The organism is Pseudomonas sp. M47T1 (genome assembly GCF_000263855.1).
Classification (GTDB): Bacteria; Pseudomonadota; Gammaproteobacteria; order Pseudomonadales; family Pseudomonadaceae; genus Aquipseudomonas.
The window spans coordinates 1-15,258 of the sequence record NZ_AJWX01000006.1 but is presented as its reverse complement, the minus strand read 5'-3'; the positions used below and the strand labels follow the sequence as shown (position 1 = coordinate 15,258).

The following is a 15,258-nucleotide window of genomic DNA, read 5'->3' as shown; positions in this document are numbered from 1 at the left end:
AGCCGGGGCCTTTGGCCCATTCACTGGGCCGTTGTGCATAAGCGATTTTGGGGGTGGAATGATGCGTCAATAAAATAGTGCAAATTGGGGGTTGCCTCGGGCGGACGAGTCGCTATAATCAGCGCCCTCAGATGCCGGTATAGCTCAGATGGTAGAGCAACTGACTTGTAATCAGTAGGTCCCGGGTTCGATTCCTGGTGCCGGCACCATTTGAGGTTCCAGAGAAGGCTTTCAAAATCTCTGGAACCCTTGAAAAACCCGCCTTCTGGCGGGTTTTTTCGTTTTGGCGTTCCGTCGAATTCCGGTGGCAGCCAGCGCTTTTAAGGGTAAAGATTAGGGTAGATTTCAATTCGATAATAAGGAGTACCCTTATGTCGCGTACAACCGCACCTCTTACCGACACCGCTTGCCGCTCGGCAAAGCCTACAGACCGCGCCTACAAGCTCTTCGATGGCGACGGGCTCTACCTCCTCGTTCAACCGAATGGCCGCAAGGGCTGGCGTTTTCGCTATGTGAAGCCTGACGGGCGAGAGGGCCTGACCTCTTTCGGCAACTACCCTGTGATAACCCTCGCCGATGCACGACGGAAACGGCTTGAGGCGAAAAGGCAGCTGGCGAATGGCATTGATCCCATTGAGTCAAAGCGTGACGCCAAGACCACGGCTGCTATCAACGGCCGCACATTCGAAGACGTAGCGTTGGACTGGCACAAGGAAATGTCTGCCAAGTGGGCGCCCGGGCACTCCAAAACCGTACTGAGCCGGCTCAAGACTCACGTCTTCCCCTTGATTGGCGCCCGAGCCATCGTCGAACTGGATACCCATGACTTGATGACGCCGCTTGAGGCCATCAAGAAGCGCGGCACGATCGACGTTGCCTTAAGGGTACAAAACTACCTCCAGAGCATCATGCGGGAAGCCAAACGGCTCCGGCTGATCACCCAGAACCCAGCGCATGATCTCGAAGGGTCAATAAAGGCCCCCCGCGTGAAACATAGGCCAGCACTGCCACTGGCTCGCCTGCCAGAACTGCTGGAACTGATAGACACTTATCGCGGCAGGGCCCTCACGCGACTGACGGTGATGCTCTCCTTGCACGTGTTCGTGCGCTCCAGTGAATTGCGCTTCGCTCGCTGGAACGAATTTGACCTCAAGCGAAGCATCTGGGAGATCCCCGACACCCGCCCAGCGCTGGACGGCGTACCCTTTTCCACACGGGGTACAAAAATGGCCGGAGACATTCACCTCGTACCCTTATCCCCGCACGCGGTGACCCTGCTGGAGCAGATCCACAAGATCACCGGCAAATTCGACCTGGTGTTTGCCGGAGACGCCAAGCCGTGGAAACCGATGTCCGAAAACACGGTGAATGCTGCATTGAGGACGATGGGCTATGACACCAGGGCGGACATCTGCGGCCACGGCTTTCGCGCCATGGCGTGTAGCGCACTGATCGAGTCTGGGTTGTGGTCAGAGACGGCAATCGAGCGGCAGATGAGCCACAAGGAACGCAACAACGTGCGCGCCGCGTATATCCACAAGGCCGAGTTTCTTGAGGAGCGCCGGATGATCATGACTTGGTGGAGTCGGTTTCTGGAGGCAAACCGCGGGGATCATGTGACGCCGCATGAATTTGCCAAGCAGGCGGGTGAGAACGTCACGCGCATTCGCAGTGCCAGGTGGGCCGAGTAGCCCGCCGCCCCACCGCTGCAAACCCGCTGTGTAGTTACACGCCGCACCGCATGAAGCTCCTCCGCGCGGGTCCTTTTAAACGGGGCTGCAAAGCCGCCCCGTTTAAAAGGACCGAACGTTGAAAAAAACGGCTGGCACAACTGAGCGTCTGTGGAAAACCACCATTGTCCACCGGGGGATAGTTTTATCCACAGGCGCTAATTATCTGAATTCAGGCCGCTTGACGACTTTTGTCCACAGGCGTAAACCAGAAATTGCAAGCGCTGCCGAGGCAGCAAAATGTGGCCAGAAACCTGAAAGGTCACGCCCCTCGTGAGGCGGTTCATCCCAAGTACGACTCGCGTCCGGTAGCTCGTACGGTCACTACCCATGTGATGGATGCCTACTCAACATCGTTGCCACTGCGGCAACCACCCTACCCTTCTGCCCAGCAGCAACCTACCCGCTTGGCCATTTCGTGTGCGCCAACCCTTTGCCCGTCTCTTTCTCCAGGAAAGAGACGGGCGCTCAAACCAGTGCTGCAGCCCATATAGAACGGAGCTTTGCCGCAATCCTCCTCGTGACAATCGGCGTGACAAACACCGAAGTCACCAGCAACAGCGATGTAGATGATGGTGCCGCAGACCAAGGATTGGACTGCACCTGACTGACAGTCAGGTATGCCCCTGTCATTGCATGGCTGCCTTCACCCGACTCAGGATCTCGCGGCGCTGGTTTCGTCAGCCAATGCAGCCTCCACCCGCCCACCGGTAACGGTGCTCAGGAGGCCAGATCATGAGATGCCCAAGCTCCCGGTCGTAAGGAGCCGTAAGTCCCGCGTTAAAGGACATCCCCACAGGCCGCAGGGGCCTTGATCCCTGATAACACTCAACATTCTTGGCGGGATGACGTGGGGCAGGACTGGAGAACGGGTAGGAGGTGTGCGACATGGCATTATTGGGTAGGCGCGATGGTCGTAATTTCGGCTACGGCAGACAATTGAGCTACGCGGGGCCGCAGGCGCTGAAAGACATGTTTGGCAGCGGCCACTATGGCACGGTCAAGGCGCACAGTGACCGGTGGCGGGCATTCGTGAAGTGGTGCCGGTCTGAAGCGGGGCCCGGGGTGAACGATGCGCGGCAGATTGACCGCGAAGTGTTGTCGAACTATGCCGCATACCTTCGCGGCCTGGTTGAACACCGCCACCTAGCTATCAGCACTGCGCAAAACCGGCTATCCAGCGTTAATAGGACAATGGCTGCGCTTCGCGGTGATCAGTATGTGAAAGTGCCAAGTCCGAGCAAGGCGTTGGGCATGCAACGGACCGGAGTTCGTCAATCCGTGCCACAGGGCCAGGATCGCGAACACATACAGCGAATAGTCGAGGCGCTTTGCAGCCGTCACCATCTAAGGGCTGCGGCGATCGTGCAGCTGGCACGAGCCACCGGTATGCGGTTGCGTGAGGCCATCTTGGCTGACCTGCCACGGTTGAGCCGCGAGGCTGAAAGCTTTGCCAAGATCAACATTCAGGACGGCACCAAAGGCGGCCGCGCCGGTGCATCAGCACCTCGCTGGATTACGGTGGACGACCATATTCGTGCCGCGCTTGAATTTGCGAGGCTAGTGTCGCCTGCTGGTAGCCGCAACCTGATTGCTCCGAACGAAAGCTACGCGACCATTCTGCAGGAAATCGTCCGTCCTGCACGCGACATCATTCATGCCCACAAGCTCAAAGGCCTCCACGAACTACGAGCGGCGTACGCATGTGAGCGCTACGAGCAAATCATCCTACATCGCGCGCCTATCAACGGCGGTAAATGCTGCCAACTGGATCAGCGCCTCGATCATGAAGCGCGGAAGCAAGTCAGCTATGAGCTCGGGCACGGTCGGATCGATGTGGTCGCTGCCTACATCGGAGGACGGACGTGAGTAAGTCATTCGATATGGAACTGTTTTTGGCTGGCGTGCTGATTGGATCGCACGCAACGCGGCAACGTCATGTGCGCCAGGCAAAAATCATTCAGGTTGCAATCGCAGAGCGGTGGCAGCGGGAAAACCCTTGGACTTGGCAAAGGAAGCATGTGGTGTGGTTTCTTGAGAATTGCTTGAGCGAACACAGTCAGGCAACGCAGTATTACTACGTGCTGACGGCCCGATTGCTAGCTCGACGTCTAGGAACGTCATGGCTTTTCAAGCTCTGACGGGGATGTGATCCCGATAATCACGACCGACTGCAATCGGCCAGAAGCGGCCACTCCGCTCGCGGCTCCCCCACGACTATTCGCTGGGGCTTTTTAAGTGGGGAAGTCACTCCGAAGCTGCCGCTGGGAACAGTCAGATACCGGCCATAATCAGCGTCCACATATGCTTAAGAAATCCGGGCCCATTCAGTTATCCCCTCTGCAATTCTGCTAATCACCCGAGCCAGGGATAAATTGGTTGTACACATCTATCGAGCCGGCTTCCCTTCTTGACATGCTATAGTTGCAATAATCCAAAAAAGCAGGCAAGTGTTGTTTCCTAATATAGGTCGCGAACTCATTCAACGCAGCACACGCATTATAACAGCTATCTGAGACCTTCTTCTGCCAAGCTTCCAACTGCTGATCAAAAACCCCCGCCATTGGATGAGGGTAAGTTTTCTTCCAAGTGCTGTCCCAACACCTCTCACCATTTTGCTCAAATGTACCCTCATCATGAAATACGTTCACAAGCTCATTTAGCCGGGCAACAAGATTCTTAACCATCACGGACTCATGATCTACGAGATTCATCGAAAAGAGCTTTGACACTAAGGTCGTGATGGCTTTTAAATTTATTACATCCAAAGCCCCATAAGATATTTGCTCATCCATCTCCGTCCATTTCTCGATGGAGAGATTTCCTGACACAGCCTTCGCTGCAATTTTTATCGCCGACGAATGAGTTCTGCTTATGCTATACCTATTAATTAGACGCCGCTGTTGACCATCCTCTAGCTTATAGAACAAATCTTCGAGGCCACCTGAAGTCAGAAGCTCTGCATCAACATCACGATCCTGCCCCAATTTCGCTACTCGGCGGATGATTTCGGCATCGGCACCCTGATATTTATCGTTCAGAACAAAAACATACTTCTTTAGCTTTATTAGATAGTGCCAGTTCGCTGCCAGCTTATCGAAGTCATTGACAAGCTTTAGTGAGGCAGCTTTAAGAGTAGCGTCAGTGATCCTTTGCGGCGAATACACCTGGTAAAATGTTCCGGTCACTCCGACAAACCCGTCATTGCCCCCATCTCTTTGCTGTCTCACAGGACAGAAGCCTGGCACAGCCATTCTCATAAGCTCATTGAAAAAGCTCTGAAATGACAAGCCATCAGATTTATGAAATATCAATTCTAACTCTAAAGCGAACTTTACATCGCTCATCCTCGCCCCACCCTTATACCTAACTATTCGGCAATATAAGATTCACGCAGTGCCTTGAGTGTTTCCAAATCATCCATCCAATAGCGCGATGTCAGCTCAATTGCAAGATTTTTCCCCAGCTCACTGACTTCATCCCGCAGCAGCTTTATTGAGTTAAACTTTGCTTCCGAGTCAATGATCTTGCGGATTCCATCTGGGGTATTTAAACCCATTGCCCACAATTTGCTGTCGATGAGCCGAGTCAATTGCTGCTTTGCCACCGCAACCAGAGCTAACTCGTTGTACACCGGAACCGACATAGAGCTGCTTTCGAAGTGGTACACCAACCCTGCGATTTCATAGCTATTTATCAGAATAGCCGTAGGATTATCACTATCTGCTTTCAGATTTTTTAGCATACGAATAATCTTCTTAGCTCCACCCCGCGTGTATGTTTCTTTCTCGTTTATTTTATCAATATGAAGAAATGGTCTATTGAGAAATGTATTATGAGTGTTTTTCTGATAGATCTTAACTTCGCGATCTCGCTTGTTTTGGCTAACCTGATAGGTAGCTGAGTCATGCCAATGTGAAGGCACCACATCCACGCTTCGCGCTAGGCTTCCTCCAGACAAAGCAATCGCCTTATCTTTGGTGATATCAACATCGGCAGCTGGATAGGCAGCTTTTAATGCCACCTCAAGCTCGTTCCGCAGAGCAGCAAGCTGATCGATGCCGCTAGGGCCAACCCAATCTGAGTAAGCTGCTGTGTTAGCCCTGACGCCTTGGGTATCTATAGTCAAATATTGACCTAACAGCACCAAAATGTCGATGTCGCTAACGCCTCTAATGTGGACGTTTAGCGGGACAGAACCCTGATACTCAAATTTTATATCTCGGTCAACCCTGTTGGATATCTGGCTTTTAACCCTCTCACCTTCGGCAACAGAGTTTCTGGTGTAGGTTGGATCAACCTCCTGCATGATTCCCAGCGCGTATTTCGCCCACTGCTTGGTCGATCGAGTCTCAAATTTTTCTGAGCGATTACTCGCCGTTGCATAAGCACTATCCATCACAACCGTGCTATTGCCACGACGCCGAGATTTCAGGTCAGCAAGCCTACGATTAACATCCTTTGCCATTATCTATTTCCTTGTAAATGTCATAATGCCGGCAGTGCCACGCCCTTTCGCAGTAAAATAGTCCCCAGTAGAAACTTTGAGACCTTTAGAAAATCTCATTTCACTGTACCCCTGATGGGCATTGAGATGCGCATTGCCGGGCTTAGGCTTATTATAATAACTGTACATCAACATCCAGCAGCCATCAGGCTCAGGAATCAATGCTACCGAGAGGCTATGAGAAACGGATGACCTAGTTTCTAACCTGACTCGAATTTTTTCCCAAGTTTGAGATATGGTTACATCACCCTTCCAATCTTGAGTGACGGTTCCATCATCATTAAGTGTCTGGCCGACGCAGCCCCACTCTCCAGCAATGTTGGGAACTTGAGCCAAGAAGCTCAACGGACGCCAGCCGTACTTATTAAAGAACCAGTGAAGAGCTGTATAAGTCAGGCTTGCGGTGATTGGAATCACCAGGAAATACTTACTCCAGTCTGACAAGCCCAACTGCGCTATCAGATCGGATAGCCCGATCCCAATAGCCGGGAGAAAGGAGACAACTATCGTGGCTAGCATCCCTAGGTAGCGCCCGATAGTGCTCCGGCGATGCCCAATTACCGAGTACTCATGATCCTGCATGCCATCCCTCGCACCGTAACTCCGCTGACCGAGCGAGGATGATAGCACTTTGGAATTGAGAGTTCTCGAAACTAGATCTGTGTCGGGACTCGTATACGAACGGGGGCTCGGGATTCAAGGCTTGGTTTAACCGCGCTCACGACCCTATGAATGCTGGTTCCTGGCGCAGGTAATGAGGTCATCCAGTTCCTCAGACAAGGCCTTTAAAGTTTCTGGATCTATACCGCGCTCGGTTTCTGCGAGGGTCAGGGCCAACAGCGCGGCGGCACTTAACCCTAGCTCAGCTGAAAGGCTTAATAAGCATTCGAAGCGTGGGGACGTTTCGGAGCCTCTAGCCTGAGGCTTCCACAGAGAATTTTACTTAACCGATTACGAGAGACATGGCAAGGGCAAGACATGCGGGGGCACAAAAAGGCGGTATCTGCTTGGCAGCAATGAGTGTCGGCTTTGGGTCGATAGCTGCCGGTCTCGACTGACTGCTGCCGACCAAAGCGGTCGGTGACGACAGGTAACGCAGACAGCCACCGCTATCCTTTTCTATAGGTAATAATGTCCGTTATCACCTATAGGAAAGGATTCACCCGATGGCCCGCACTAAACCTCCAACCGCTAACGTCGCTCCCAAGCTGCAACTGAGCCCTCAAGGCATCGAACGGGGTATTGCGCGACTGCAAGAGCGCATTACCGAGCTAGCACATTTTGACGCTTCACAGCTCAGCGATGACGGAGACTCTCCAAAGCTGGTGGCCCTTTCAACTTCAATCGAAGACACCTTAGTGCGATGCTTTGGTGAGAGTACATCGGTGTATTACCGTTTTTCATCTGCGGCACAGCTGCACTTTTCCCCTGGCGTTTGGACAGATGACTACCCGCAAAGGCACCACTACGTAGAAGGCACACAGAAAAATATTCTGCAATCGATGAGTATGCTTGGGGAGGCGCAGCGGACACTAAGAGAAGACCTTGCTGACCATGAGCACGAAGCCAAGCCAGAAAGTCCGGATGCTGCTGACAAAGGTCAGTCATCTCTATCTCGTAAGGTGTTTATCGTGCACGGACACGACGAAGGTGCCCGAGAAATGGTTGCTCGCTTCCTTGAGCGGCTTGGTTTTCAGTCCATCATTTTGCACGAGCAAGCCAACCAGGGCTGCACGGTCATGGAGAAAGTCGAAGCGCATGGCGAGGTGGGTTTTGCCGTTGTGCTGTTGACGCCCGATGACCAGGGTTGCACCAAGGGTGGAATTCCCGAGCCGCGAGCGCGGCAGAATGTCTTGCTCGAACTGGGCTATTTCCTCGGGCGCCTAGGACGTGACAAAGTGTGCGCGTTGAAACGCGGCGCCGTGGAGATTCCCAGCGATTTCGCCGGTGTGGTGTGGGAGTCCATGGAAAGTAATAGCTGGAAGCAAGCCTTGGGCCGTGAACTTGAAGCTGCCGGTCATGAGATCGACTGGAACAAGGTCATGCGCGCGTAAGCCAGCAACTAGTTTCTTACTTGCCAGTCTCCAGCATGCTCGCAATGAGCGGCAAGCAGGCCCAATTGCATTTCCTGCTTCTGGCCGTTAGCAGCGTCCTTGTCGAATGGCTTACGACGAATCGGATCTATCTCGCGGGTTGTGGCACTTACCTCGTGAGACAGAATGAACGCGACTGGGTCGTTTTCACTGGAGTCATGAACATGTCCCATGGGTATCTTTACTTGCTCGTCCACAGTCGCGGTGATGTGTTTAAAGTCGGGATTAGTACAGTGCCCACCAACCGTCTACACAAGCATACCCGTCAAGATTTCGTGGTCGCTGATGGTACGCTTTACAAGCTCCCGAGTATCGAAGCCGCGCGCCACCTTGAACTGCTGATCCTACGCTCTCTACCAAGCGCACGCGGTAAGGGGGCTAGTCGCATTATTGATGGCCGTACAGAATGCTTTCGTATCGGATACTTTCGTTTAGTGAGCAATCTCCTCCTTGCTGCGCTCGAGTCACCGCTGGGTGAAGGTTATGAGGTGTGCGATATGGAAGGCCACATCAAGGTTCCATCAAGAATGAACGGCTGGGACATTCCGGAGGTGCGGGAAGCACGCCTAGACAGCCCCCAATGCACGGTCAATGGCGTGACGTATAAGAGCTTTCGAAATGCATGGATCTCTTTATTCGGCGAGGAAACTCCAGGCCGCCAACCTGCACGAATCCAGTGGAAAAAGCAGGGTAAGTTGGAAATTCGTGGTCTGTTATTCGAGAAGGTTGAAGGCAACGTCGAAGATTAGTCCTCACTTCTGGTGAAAAGGCCGATCCGCCTTGCGTAACGGCGCTGAAGGTATCAGTGATTCTAGACTCGCCAGTAATCGTCACCAGTGCGGCAGTAGTGACTGACCGCTTCTGGCCGTTAGCTGCCTGTCGTGAAGGGCTGCTATCGACCCACTGCGGACATTCACCAGAGGCTGCAATAGCTGCCCGAACCGCAAGACACTGCCTGCCCAATCAGTCGCAGGCTCATGAAAAGGAAGTCAGGCAAATGGATGTAAGTAAATCCACGTTCGTACCAAGGATAGTCATTAAGCGTGTGATTTACCGACTTCATCCGTAGGGAGGTCCTCTGCAGCACCCTAGCTCATGTGCGCTGATGTACTTGGAAACACGCAAATTAATACAACATTTAACGCAAAAATATCTACGCAGGTCCTTTTAAAACTTGATGCGGTTCCACTCAATCGCACGGCTCCGCCAGTGCTCTTCGATAGCCTGCGAGAATTCTGCGCGCACCAATTTCCCTCGAGCACGCAGCCATACGCCGTCATCGCTGCGCACGACAACACCTTCCATAGGTCCATCTCGATAATGGCTTGGTTGGGATTCGAGAAACGCCTCTAGGCGTGCGCAGGTGACACGTCCACGGAACAGGCAGGGGACCACCGCAACACCGAGCCTCCCAGCGAGCGTGTCACGCTCCGCTACGCTCCAGAAACGCCCCACGCTACGGTCATACACATCGAACAGCAGCCACCAGTCCGGCAGACCGCCGTACTCCAAGGAGTGGCGGGCCGCACACCATTCGCCGAAGAGGATGAGGTCGATGTTGCCACTCAGCACATCGAACAGGTGGTCTTCATGCTGACGTAACCACTGTCGCAAGCGATCAAACTGACCTGAGAAAGGCGGGACAAGATAAGTCCCCCGGTTCTGTACCCGTATTGCCCCTTGCGAGTCGATGAAAATGCCCAGGTTGGCGCCATCGAGCTTTTCCTCTACCGTTACCTCTCCCGCCAGCAGTTCATTTAGCGCCTGAGCGGACATCAGCTTGTCGTCGCGTGGCAGCTTGGCACCCGCGGCGCTGAAAAGATGGGGGGTGGAGGGGAAACGGAAAAAATCACTCATGCCCTTCTCTTTCGTGCCTTCTTGCTCGCCCACCTGGGACGCAGCCACTCGTGCTCGATCAGGTGTTCGGTGTCCACCTGCGCTTTGTCCAGCGCCGCTGCACAGTCGAGCCAATCGGTATCACAGGCATTGACCAACGTGCAGTCATGCCCGTCCGCCCTCGCCGCCAACACGGCGGCCACCATCTTTCGATCTTCCAGATCGCTGATGGCCGCACTCAGTTCATCGGGCAAGAGGGCATGCCCGTTATCATCGACTTCGATACCGACCCACTCAACCTGGCCATGATCATGCTTACGCATCATGACCAGCCAACCGTAGTCCTGTTCAGTCAATTTCTTTCTGTATTCGGTGCATATATGCCAGTCCCAATCGAGCACTACACGGCGCTCGACATCCTTTTCGAACGCATGCACCCATGCCAACACCTTGTCACGATACTGCTTTTCCTGGACCGGCGTGGCGTCCTCGTCGAAGAGCGAACATTCGTCCGCGGCACTGGCTACGATCAATACATTGGTGTCGACGACCCTGGTGTCAGCCATGTGCACGCTCCTGCATGCGCTTAGCGCGCGCCATCGCTTGCTGTCGCGCTTCACCCACGCTGTCACCGAAGAAGTGTTCCGGCCAATTGCCAACGACGCCGAACTCATCGACCTCCAACGTCTGCAAAAGTGCTTGCGCGCCTTTGCGCTTGACGAAGTACATTGAGACATCGCGCTTTTTTGCGGTGCCCTTGGCGATGAGCGTCTGCATTCGTCGGAACAGGTGTTCCGAATGGGTTTCGACGATGAACTGAACGTTGCGCTCCTTGCTGACGGAAACGAACAACTCGGCGAGGATCGACTGGGCCAAGGGGTGCAGGTGAATCTCGGGCTCTTCCAGGATCACGGTGCTACCCACAGGGGCGAAATAGGCGACGACCAACACAGGTAGTACCTGCGAAACGCCTATACCGACGTCCCTTAGATTACAGGCCACACCATCGCGGTGGATGATCAACTCATAACGATTGGAGCGCCCCTGCTGCCGGACCTCCAACTGCTCGGCTACCTTCATGCGTTTGAGCCATTTGGAAACGCCCTCGACTATGTAGTTCTGCTCCTCCGAACGCAACAACGCGCTCGCCAGCAAAGCGCCGATGGCGTTGCCGCCATCGCTGCCGACGTCACCTGGTTTACTTTTGTTCCAGGCGTAGTCACGTTCGGGTTTGCGCCGTAGAGGCCCAAGGTAGCTGATACCTTCCAGTTCGCGTCGGATGGAAAGACTAAGGTCCTCCACCAAGGCTCCATCCTGATCGAGTTCGGCAATGGCATCGGCAGAAAAAGAGATGGACCGTTCAGGCGCATAATTTCGCCCTTTGAAACGGGGTTGAACTTCGTCATCGACAAATATTGAGAAAGCACCTCGGTCCCTACGCACCGCACGAAACTCGCGGGCGTCGGTGTTCAGCTTCATCTGCTGGACCGCGACACTGCCACTGGAGGTCTTTCCATAGAACGTTTCCAGAGAGCCGGCCTTCACCCGGGAGTCATCGAAGCGGTTAAAGTCGAAGCCAATTGAAAACTGCCTGGGTGAATCGGCGCCATGCTTGAGAACGCTATCGAAATCACCGAAGCTGAAAAGATCGTTTACTTCATCACCGCCCAGATTCAAGTGGATGGTGCGATCAGGAGAGCGGACGGTTTGCTTGAGCAACAGCAGGCTTTGCAACAATGAAGACTTGCCAGAGGAGTTGGTGCCCAACAGCATGGTCACAGGCGCCAGACCAATTTCCCCTGTGTCTTTCCATGCCTTGAAGTTGGTCAAACGCAGCGATTTGAACACGTATCTCTCCTTGATGCAGACGCAGGATTCATAGGGTGATGGGTCTGTTGCGCGTGACCTTAACATCCGAGCAATACCTTGGATACCCCAAAAAAGGGCACTTGGCGTTCAGCCAAATGCCCTTTTTTCAACCTGATTGATGACTACGCCAGTGCCCGGCAAGGGCAAAACCCAACGCTCTCAATACAGCAAACCATATCCCAAAAACCCTCACCTTTACGCTGACCGATCCACGTACTGGGGAGTGAATGCAAACACGAACAAGCCTGGCTTCGGGTTGAGCGCAGCCGGAAGCTGACCATTTAGAACCATGCAGCAAAGATGGTCGGGACGCCGCCTGAAAGTTGGTCAAACTGAGAGCGCACAACACCTTGATGCCGAGCCACAGCAGATACCTGGCATCCCTGAGTTTGATCACTGAATTGCGCCGGTTTTCCAAGACACAGAATGACCGCTTCTGGCCGATAGCGGCCGTCTAGCAACGGTAGCCTTTAGGCGTTGGTTGTCGCTTACCGTAGTTGGAGAACGAGCCCCCAGACTCAGGAAAGCATGAGAGGCAGCCACGCACTGATGGGAATCGGTCCCACTCTGGCTATCCCCTCTCGATCAATGCTTAGCGAGCCCAGATGCCGGGATAGTTTTAGAGATAGACGGATCATCACATATAAATAAAAGCCTAACGGATCAGATAGTTAAAAACTTTTTCGACTCTTGGTGCCGGCACCATATCCAGCTCCATCGCGTTCCACCGAATGCCTTGGAAGCCCCTAAAACCCGCCCTTTGGCGGGTTTTTTCGTTCCAGGACCCTCCGTCGGGATCCAACAAAATACCCCATCCCCGGGGGGTATTTTTAGGGTACAGCGTCTTGCCTGCATGGAGAACGTACCCTTATGCCACGCCTAGCCGTTCCTCTCAGCGACCTCAAATGCCGTACGGCGAAACCTCGCGAACGTGCCTACAAGCTATTCGACGGTGGCGGCATGTACCTCTTCGTGAAACCCAACGGCGTGAAAACGTGGCGATTGCGCTACTTCAAGCCCAGCGGCAAGGAAGGCACGCTGATCATCGGCAACTACCCCATCATCTCGCTGGCCGTCGCGAGGACCAAGCGCGATGAAGCCAAGGCCCTGTTGATCGACAACCTCGACCCGATGGAAGAGAAGAAGAAAGCGAAGGTAGCTGCCCAACGAGCCTCCCTGCTGTTCCAAACAGTCGCCCTGGAGTGGCACGCCGAAATGTCCCGGCGCTGGACGGAGGGACACGCCAAGACCGTCATGAGCCGGTTACGCACCCACGTCTTCCCCCTGATCGGCCAACGCCCCATCGCTGAGCTTGATACCCATGATCTGCTTGAAGTAACTCTGCGTATCAAAGAGCGCGGCACCATGGACGTTGCCCTGCGCGTGCAGAACTATCTCTCCACGATCATGCGGGGCGCGAAGCGGGCGCGGCAGATTAACCAGAATCCGGCGCTCGATCTAGCAGGGTCGATTCATGCCCCGCGTACCGTGCACCGCCCTGCCCTCTCACTCAACCGCCTCGCCGAACTATTAAACCGGATCGATAACTACAACGGCCGTGAACTAACCAAGCTGGCTGTACTGCTAACGCTGCACGTGTTCGTGCGCTCCAGCGAGCTGCGCTTTGCGCGCTGGGATGAGTTCGACCTGCAAAGGGCGATGTGGGAAATCCCGGACACCCGTAAGCCAATCGACGGCGTGCGCAATTCCACCCGTGGCACCAAGATGAGCGGAGACATACAGATGGTGCCGCTCTCTCCCCAAGTCATCGCGATCCTTGAACGGCTGCGCGGCTTGAGTCGCTTCTCCGAACTGGTGTTGCCCGGTGACCACAAGTACTGGAAGCCAATGTCGGAGAACACGGTTAACCAGGTGCTACGCAACGTTGGCTACGACACATCCAAAGAAGTATGCGGGCACGGATTCAGGACCATGGCTTGCAGCGCCTTGCTGGAGTCAGGGCTGTGGACAGACGCGGCTATTGAGCGGCAGATGAGCCACAAGGAACGCAATCGCGTGCGCGCCGCCTATATCCACAAAGCCGAATTTCTGGAGCAGCGTCGGCTGATCATGGCGTGGTGGAGCAATTACATCGATGCCAACAGATCGGGGCATGTCACTCCACATGAGTTTGCCCATCCAGCTGGCGACAACATCACTCCCTTGCCAAGTGGGCGTGGCGCATTCAATCGTCGGTGAACCCTCCAGAACACCGTTGGCCGCTCTTTAATTCGGGTCCATCCAAACAGGGCTGCAAAGCCGCCCTGTTTGGATGGACCTAGCTTTGCAAAGCTAAAAGCCGACACAAATCCTTTGAATACCACTGATTTCCACCGGTGGATAATTTCATGCACAGCCCCAGAGGCCACGAGGATTGGGGCGTTGACCAAAATTACCCACAGGCGTAGAACTGATCGTGCAAACGCTGCCTTAGGCAGCACCCCAGGTGACCCGAGCCTTCAAGGTCACGCCGCTCTCGCGGTGGCTCTACCCAAGGGCGATTCGCATCCGGCAGCTCGCCCGGTCACTACCCATGTGATGGATGCTCTTACACATATAGCGCTCGTGCGCCAGATACACCGTACCTCGCTGCCCTGCAGCAACCTATTCGCTTGGCCGAATCTTGCGCCAACCTGTGCCCGTCTCTTTCTTCTGGAAAGAGACGGGCACTTCTAACACTGCTGCAGCCCTTATCGCATATGGCTTTGCGGCAATCCCCCTCGTGACAATTGGCGTGACAAACGCCGATGTCACCAGCAACAGCCTTGTAGATGATGGTGCCGCAGACCAGGGAATGGACTGCACCTGACTGACAGTCAGGCATGCCCCGGTCATCGCAGTGCTGCTTGCACATGGCTCAGGATCTCGCGGCACTGGTCTCGTCAGCCAATGCGGCCTCCACCCGCCCACCGGTAACGGTGCTCAGGAGGCCAGATCATGAGATGCCCTTGCTCCCGGACGTAAGGAGCCGCCAGTCCCGCGTTAGAGGACATCCCCACAGGTCGCAGGGGCCTTGATCCCTGATAACACTCAACATTCTTGGCGGGATGACGTGGGGCGAGGATTGAAGATCGGATGATGAGGTAACCGAAAAGGCATTGGTGGGTAGACGCGATGGCCGCAATTTCGGCTACGGCCGGCAATTGAGCTATGCAGGGCCGAAGGCGCTGAAGGACATGTTCGGCGGCGGCCACTACGGCGCGGTCAAGGCACACAGGGGATA

12 protein-coding genes, 1 tRNA gene and 1 pseudogene are annotated in these 15,258 nt (G+C 54.5%); 7 read left to right on the top strand and 7 right to left on the bottom strand.

What is annotated here, in order from left to right:
• The first annotated feature begins 133 nt into the window (after window positions 1-133).
• The 4 genes from PMM47T1_RS08960 (at window position 134) to PMM47T1_RS29000 (ending at window position 3,871) form a co-directional block, all read left to right on the top strand.
• A tRNA-Thr gene (locus tag PMM47T1_RS08960) sits at window positions 134-209 on the top strand.
• Between the two features lie 162 nt (window positions 210-371).
• Window positions 372-1,691, top strand: a complete 1,320-nt coding sequence (locus PMM47T1_RS08955; protein WP_008367852.1) for a tyrosine-type recombinase/integrase — start codon at window positions 372-374, stop codon at window positions 1,689-1,691.
• 927 nt (window positions 1,692-2,618) lie between these two features.
• Window positions 2,619-3,599, top strand: a complete 981-nt coding sequence (locus PMM47T1_RS08950; protein WP_008367850.1) for an integrase domain-containing protein — start codon at window positions 2,619-2,621, stop codon at window positions 3,597-3,599.
• Window positions 3,596-3,871, top strand: a complete 276-nt coding sequence (locus PMM47T1_RS29000; protein ID WP_081492633.1) for a hypothetical protein — start codon at window positions 3,596-3,598, stop codon at window positions 3,869-3,871. Before PMM47T1_RS08950 ends, PMM47T1_RS29000 begins: the two co-directional genes overlap by 4 nt.
• 210 nt (window positions 3,872-4,081) lie before the next feature.
• Here the strand turns inward: PMM47T1_RS29000 and PMM47T1_RS08945 are convergent, their stop codons facing one another.
• From PMM47T1_RS08945 to PMM47T1_RS29730, 3 genes are read right to left on the bottom strand one after another with little or no spacing between them, the layout of a single operon-like run.
• Entirely contained in the window at window positions 4,082-5,077 is a 996-nt protein-coding gene (locus tag PMM47T1_RS08945; RefSeq protein WP_008367848.1) for a hypothetical protein, read from the bottom strand.
• A gap of 23 nt (window positions 5,078-5,100) precedes the next feature.
• Window positions 5,101-6,198 carry a hypothetical protein gene (locus PMM47T1_RS30315; protein WP_008367847.1) on the bottom strand — a complete coding sequence of 366 codons (1,098 nt, stop codon included), beginning with the start codon at window positions 6,196-6,198 and terminating at the stop codon, window positions 5,101-5,103.
• Window positions 6,199-6,201: 3 nt separating this feature from the next.
• On the bottom strand, window positions 6,202-6,819 hold the full coding sequence (locus tag PMM47T1_RS29730) for a hypothetical protein (RefSeq protein WP_157212975.1): 618 nt from the start codon (window positions 6,817-6,819) through the stop codon (window positions 6,202-6,204).
• A 584-nt stretch (window positions 6,820-7,403) separates the two neighbouring features.
• Here PMM47T1_RS29730 and PMM47T1_RS08935 point away from each other — a divergent pair.
• Complete coding sequence (locus PMM47T1_RS08935; RefSeq protein WP_008367846.1) at window positions 7,404-8,291, top strand: TIR domain-containing protein; 888 nt, start codon at window positions 7,404-7,406, stop codon at window positions 8,289-8,291.
• Window positions 8,292-8,335: 44 nt separating this feature from the next.
• Window positions 8,336-9,079: a GIY-YIG nuclease family protein gene (locus PMM47T1_RS08930; RefSeq protein WP_008367843.1), complete on the top strand. Its 744-nt coding sequence runs from the start codon at window positions 8,336-8,338 to the stop codon at window positions 9,077-9,079.
• Between the two features lie 418 nt (window positions 9,080-9,497).
• Here the strand turns inward: PMM47T1_RS08930 and PMM47T1_RS08925 are convergent, their stop codons facing one another.
• From PMM47T1_RS08925 to PMM47T1_RS30805, 4 genes and pseudogenes are all read right to left on the bottom strand, one after another.
• Window positions 9,498-10,187 carry an RNA ligase family protein gene (locus tag PMM47T1_RS08925; RefSeq protein WP_008367842.1) on the bottom strand — a complete coding sequence of 230 codons (690 nt, stop codon included), beginning with the start codon at window positions 10,185-10,187 and terminating at the stop codon, window positions 9,498-9,500.
• Window positions 10,184-10,732 (bottom strand): hypothetical protein, encoded by a 549-nt coding sequence (locus PMM47T1_RS08920; RefSeq protein ID WP_008367840.1) that lies wholly within the window; start codon window positions 10,730-10,732, stop codon window positions 10,184-10,186. The genes PMM47T1_RS08925 and PMM47T1_RS08920 overlap by 4 nt, the downstream gene beginning before the upstream one ends.
• Window positions 10,725-12,014, bottom strand: coding sequence for an AAA family ATPase (locus tag PMM47T1_RS08915; protein WP_008367838.1), 1,290 nt, complete (start codon window positions 12,012-12,014; stop codon window positions 10,725-10,727). Before PMM47T1_RS08915 ends, PMM47T1_RS08920 begins: the two co-directional genes overlap by 8 nt.
• A 154-nt stretch (window positions 12,015-12,168) precedes the next feature.
• A pseudogene (locus PMM47T1_RS30805) lies at window positions 12,169-12,432 on the bottom strand (LysE family translocator); the annotation flags it as partial.
• Between the two features lie 473 nt (window positions 12,433-12,905).
• Here PMM47T1_RS30805 and PMM47T1_RS08910 point away from each other — a divergent pair.
• Window positions 12,906-14,234 (top strand): tyrosine-type recombinase/integrase, encoded by a 1,329-nt coding sequence (locus PMM47T1_RS08910; protein WP_008367836.1) that lies wholly within the window; start codon window positions 12,906-12,908, stop codon window positions 14,232-14,234.
• Window positions 14,235-15,258 lie beyond the last annotated feature (1,024 nt).

Excerpts from the sequence above, each read along its gene's own strand:
- PMM47T1_RS08925 (WP_008367842.1), bottom strand. The coding sequence starts at position 10,187 with ATGAGTGATTTTTTCCGTTTCCCCTCCACCCCCCATCTTTTCAGCGCC.
- PMM47T1_RS29730 (WP_157212975.1), bottom strand. The coding sequence starts at position 6,819 with ATGCAGGATCATGAGTACTCGGTAATTGGGCATCGCCGGAGCACTATC.
- PMM47T1_RS08945 (WP_008367848.1), bottom strand. The coding sequence starts at position 5,077 with ATGAGCGATGTAAAGTTCGCTTTAGAGTTAGAATTGATATTTCATAAA.
- PMM47T1_RS30315 (WP_008367847.1), bottom strand. The coding sequence starts at position 6,198 with ATGGCAAAGGATGTTAATCGTAGGCTTGCTGACCTGAAATCTCGGCGT.
- PMM47T1_RS08930 (WP_008367843.1), top strand. The coding sequence starts at position 8,336 with ATGAGCGGCAAGCAGGCCCAATTGCATTTCCTGCTTCTGGCCGTTAGC.
- PMM47T1_RS08935 (WP_008367846.1), top strand. The coding sequence starts at position 7,404 with ATGGCCCGCACTAAACCTCCAACCGCTAACGTCGCTCCCAAGCTGCAA.
- PMM47T1_RS08920 (WP_008367840.1), bottom strand. The coding sequence starts at position 10,732 with ATGGCTGACACCAGGGTCGTCGACACCAATGTATTGATCGTAGCCAGT.
- PMM47T1_RS08910 (WP_008367836.1), top strand. The coding sequence starts at position 12,906 with ATGCCACGCCTAGCCGTTCCTCTCAGCGACCTCAAATGCCGTACGGCG.
- PMM47T1_RS08955 (WP_008367852.1), top strand. The coding sequence starts at position 372 with ATGTCGCGTACAACCGCACCTCTTACCGACACCGCTTGCCGCTCGGCA.
- PMM47T1_RS08950 (WP_008367850.1), top strand. The coding sequence starts at position 2,619 with ATGGCATTATTGGGTAGGCGCGATGGTCGTAATTTCGGCTACGGCAGA.